This window comes from Desulfosalsimonas sp. (assembly GCF_046483245.1).
Taxonomy (GTDB): Bacteria; Desulfobacterota; Desulfobacteria; order Desulfobacterales; family Desulfosalsimonadaceae; genus Desulfosalsimonas.
Genome location: NZ_JAWODO010000080.1, coordinates 1 through 3232 on the forward strand (window position 1 = coordinate 1; position 3232 = coordinate 3232).

Consider the following 3232-nt stretch of genomic DNA (forward strand, 5'->3'; position numbering starts at 1 on the left):
TGCATTTCTATTATTACGCGGAAAACCGGATATTTGCCAAAATCCTGCTGTTGGAGGTCAGAAATTACCCGGCCTATTATGAAAGCGAGACCTACAAAATCGTCCAGGATTACAGCAAGATGATCCTAAAGATCATTCAGGCCGGGGTCAGAAACGGCGAGATCAAAAAGCATATCGAGCCCCACCCCATCCGACAGGCCATTCTGGGCGGAATCGAGCACATGTGCCTACCGGGCGTGATCTTCGGCGGCCATATTCCCGCAGACCAGTATGCAGACGATTTGTTTGAAATCATTGCCAAAGGCATCGCCAACAAGTCTGCAACCGCATAAATTCATCACAAGGAGGCATGAAAATGGAGATTTCCGGAAACGCATTTATTGTCACAGGCGGAGCTTCCGGGCTGGGCGCGGCAACGGTCCGGGCGCTGGCGGCAAAAGGCGGCAAGGCCGCCATCTTTGATCTGGCCGATGACACCGGCGCATCCCTGGCCGAAGAACTCGGAGATGCGGCCATCTACTGCCACACGGATGTGGCCGATGAAGCCTCGGCACAAGACGCTGTTGCCAAAACAATAAAAGCCTTCGGCGCTGTCCACGGGGTGATCAACTGCGCGGGCATCGGCATTCCGGCAAAGGTGGTGGGCAAAAAAGGGCCCATGCCGTTAGACAAGTTCACCAAAACCATCCAGGTCAACCTGGTGGGGACTTTTAACGTCACCCGCCTGGCTGCAGCCAAAATGGCGGAAAATACGCCCAACAGTGAAGGCGAGCGCGGGGTGGTGATCAACACCGCATCTGTGGCCGCATATGAAGGCCAGGTGGGCCAGGCCGCCTATTCGGCATCCAAGGCCGGCATCGTGGGCATGACCCTGCCCATGGCCAGGGAGTTTGCCGATCACGGTATCCGGGTGGTCACCATCGCCCCTGGCCTGTTTGAAACCCCCATGTTTGACGCCCTGCCGGAAAAGGCCCGGGAGTCGCTGGAAAAGCAGCTGCCGTTTCCGTCGCGCTTCGGCCGGCCGGCTGAATTTGCCCTGATGGTGGAATCCATCCTGGCCAATCCCGTATTAAACGGCGAAACCATCCGCCTGGATTCGGCCATGCGCATGCAGGCCCGATAGCAGCCGTTTTTTTACCATCTCCGGAGGTTTTCCCATGAGAAAAGTCGCTGTTGTGGGCACCGGGCACACGGATTTTGCCGCGGAGTCACCCAAAACCGAAATTGAAATGTTCTGCGAGGCCGCCACAGAGGCCATGGCCGAGTGCGAAACCGGCCCGGAAAAAATCCAGGCCCTGTACTGCGGAAACGTGTTCGGCGATTTTGCCGAGGGCCAGGGCATGATCCAGTCCTATATCGCAAATGAACTGGGCATGCACAACATCCCGGCCACCCGGTTTGAAGGGGCATGCGCCTCGGCCACCCTGGCTATCCGGGATGCATTCATGTGGGTGGCTTCGGGTTTTTACGACATCGTCCTGGTGGGCGGCACGGAAAAAGCCACTGCCATGGGCACGCCCCTGGCCACCCGGACTTTTGCCATGGGCACGGACGCCAAGTACGAATTTGCCGCAGGCCTGACATTTCCGGGTTTTTTCGCCCTGCTGACCCACTTGTACGCCCATACTTACGGGGTTTCCATGGAGCGGCTGCGCGAGCAGATGTCGCTGGTTTCGGTCCAATCCCATTTTTACGGCACCAAAAACCCCCATGCCCAGTTCAAACACAAGGAAATCACCGTGGATCAGGTATCCAACGGATTCATGGTGGCCTCGCCTTTGCGCCTGCTCGACTGCTGCCCGTTTTCCGACGGGGCCGCGGCCCTGGTGCTGGCCTCGGAAGATGCGGCCAAAAAACTGACCGCCAAACCGGTTTACATTACCGGATCAGGTCAGGCCTCATCGCCGCGGTTAAGCGCCCAGGCCCCTTATTTGCCCCGGCTCCGGGCCCGGGAGATTTCGGCAAAGCAGGCCTATGACATGGCCGGCATCGGCCCGGCAGATATTGACATATGCGAGCTGCACGACTGCTTCAGCATTGCCTCGATCATTGCCGCGGAAAACCTGGGTTTTGCAGAAAACGGCACCGCCGGGCAGCTCTGGGAAAAGGGCAAAACAAAAATCAACGGCAAAATCCCCATCAACATTTCCGGCGGCCTCAAGGCCAAGGGCCATCCCATCGGCGCCACGGGCGCATCCCAGGCCTGCGAGATTGTGCGCCAGCTGCGCGGGGATCTGGCCGATTCGGGCCGGCAGGTGGACAGGGCCAAAACCGGGCTGGTCGACACCCTGGGCGGAGACGGCATCATTGCCAACCTGGTGCTCCAGGCGGGCTGGTAGAAAAGACGAGACCAAGGAGAAAGCCATGGAATACAAGCTTTCCTTCAGGCAATATCACAAGGCGCTGATGAAAAACAAGCTCATGGGGCTTTCCTGCCCCAGGTGCGGGGCCGTGACCTGCCCGCCCCAGATGAGCTGCCGCAGCTGCGCCGCCTATGACCTGGAAATCACGGAACTCTCGGGCAGGGGCAAAATCACCACGTTTACCGTCATTACCGTTGCCCCGGAGGGCCGGGAAAGTGAAGCGCCCTATATTGTGGTGCTGGTGGAACTCGAGGAAGGCCCCTGGATCATGGGCAACCTCTATGACCTGGACCCCTCCCGGGCGGACCTAAGCCTCATCGGCAGGCAAGTGGAACTGGGCTGCCGGGTCTATCCCGGAGACCGGTACTCAGACGGGCCCATGGCAAGGCCGGCATTTCGGTTTGTTTGAAAACATACGGCTGAAAATATCTTTCCACGTCCCTGCATCGGTATTTTTGAGGGAAGGAAGCCCTGCGGTCGGGGCCGGTTTTTTCGCTCCTGATCGTTTTCGGGATTCATCAAATGCCTTCGCTAAAATTTACAAACTCGGCCTGTCGGCCTCAAACAGTTTGAAATTTTTACGCTACGGCATTTGATGAATTTTTCCCGAAAACGCTCAATGTCGCTTCAAAAACCGCCCCCGCCCTTCGGGCTTCCTTGGGAACACTCTCACGAATGCGATAACTCCGTAAAACACATTGAAAAAAACCCTCTCAATTTTACCGACCTCGGACCGGTACCCGAAAATATTTGTTGCCACATATTCCCAGTGCGCTGGCCATGAGCCGGGGCGGGGGTGGTTTGTTTGACTGCATTGGCGCGGTTTCGGCAAAAGATTGGGCCGGGGCTTTGGCGCCCGGAATTTTAAA

General features: G+C 57.5%; 4 protein-coding genes. All 4 read left to right on the top strand.

What is annotated here, in order from left to right; all coding sequences use genetic code 11:
- Positions 1–332, top strand: a 332-nt coding sequence (locus tag R6U41_RS07420; RefSeq protein ID WP_410269199.1) for a TetR/AcrR family transcriptional regulator C-terminal domain-containing protein, incomplete at its 5' end; no start/stop codon positions are given.
- 23 nt (positions 333–355) lie between these two features.
- On the top strand, positions 356–1123 hold the full coding sequence (locus tag R6U41_RS07425; RefSeq protein ID WP_410269200.1) for a 3-hydroxyacyl-CoA dehydrogenase: 768 nt from the start codon (positions 356–358) through the stop codon (positions 1121–1123).
- 34 nt (positions 1124–1157) lie between these two features.
- Complete coding sequence (locus tag R6U41_RS07430; protein ID WP_410269201.1) at positions 1158–2339, top strand: thiolase C-terminal domain-containing protein; 1182 nt, start codon at positions 1158–1160, stop codon at positions 2337–2339.
- On the top strand, positions 2308–2772 hold the full coding sequence (locus R6U41_RS07435; protein ID WP_410269202.1) for a Zn-ribbon domain-containing OB-fold protein: 465 nt from the start codon (positions 2308–2310) through the stop codon (positions 2770–2772). The genes R6U41_RS07430 and R6U41_RS07435 overlap by 32 nt, the downstream gene beginning before the upstream one ends.
- Positions 2773–3232 lie beyond the last annotated feature (460 nt).

Bases quoted from the DNA above. Each gene is read 5' to 3' on its own strand.
- R6U41_RS07425 (WP_410269200.1), top strand. From the start codon at position 356: ATGGAGATTTCCGGAAACGCATTTATTGTCACAGGCGGAGCTTCCGGG.
- R6U41_RS07430 (WP_410269201.1), top strand. From the start codon at position 1,158: ATGAGAAAAGTCGCTGTTGTGGGCACCGGGCACACGGATTTTGCCGCG.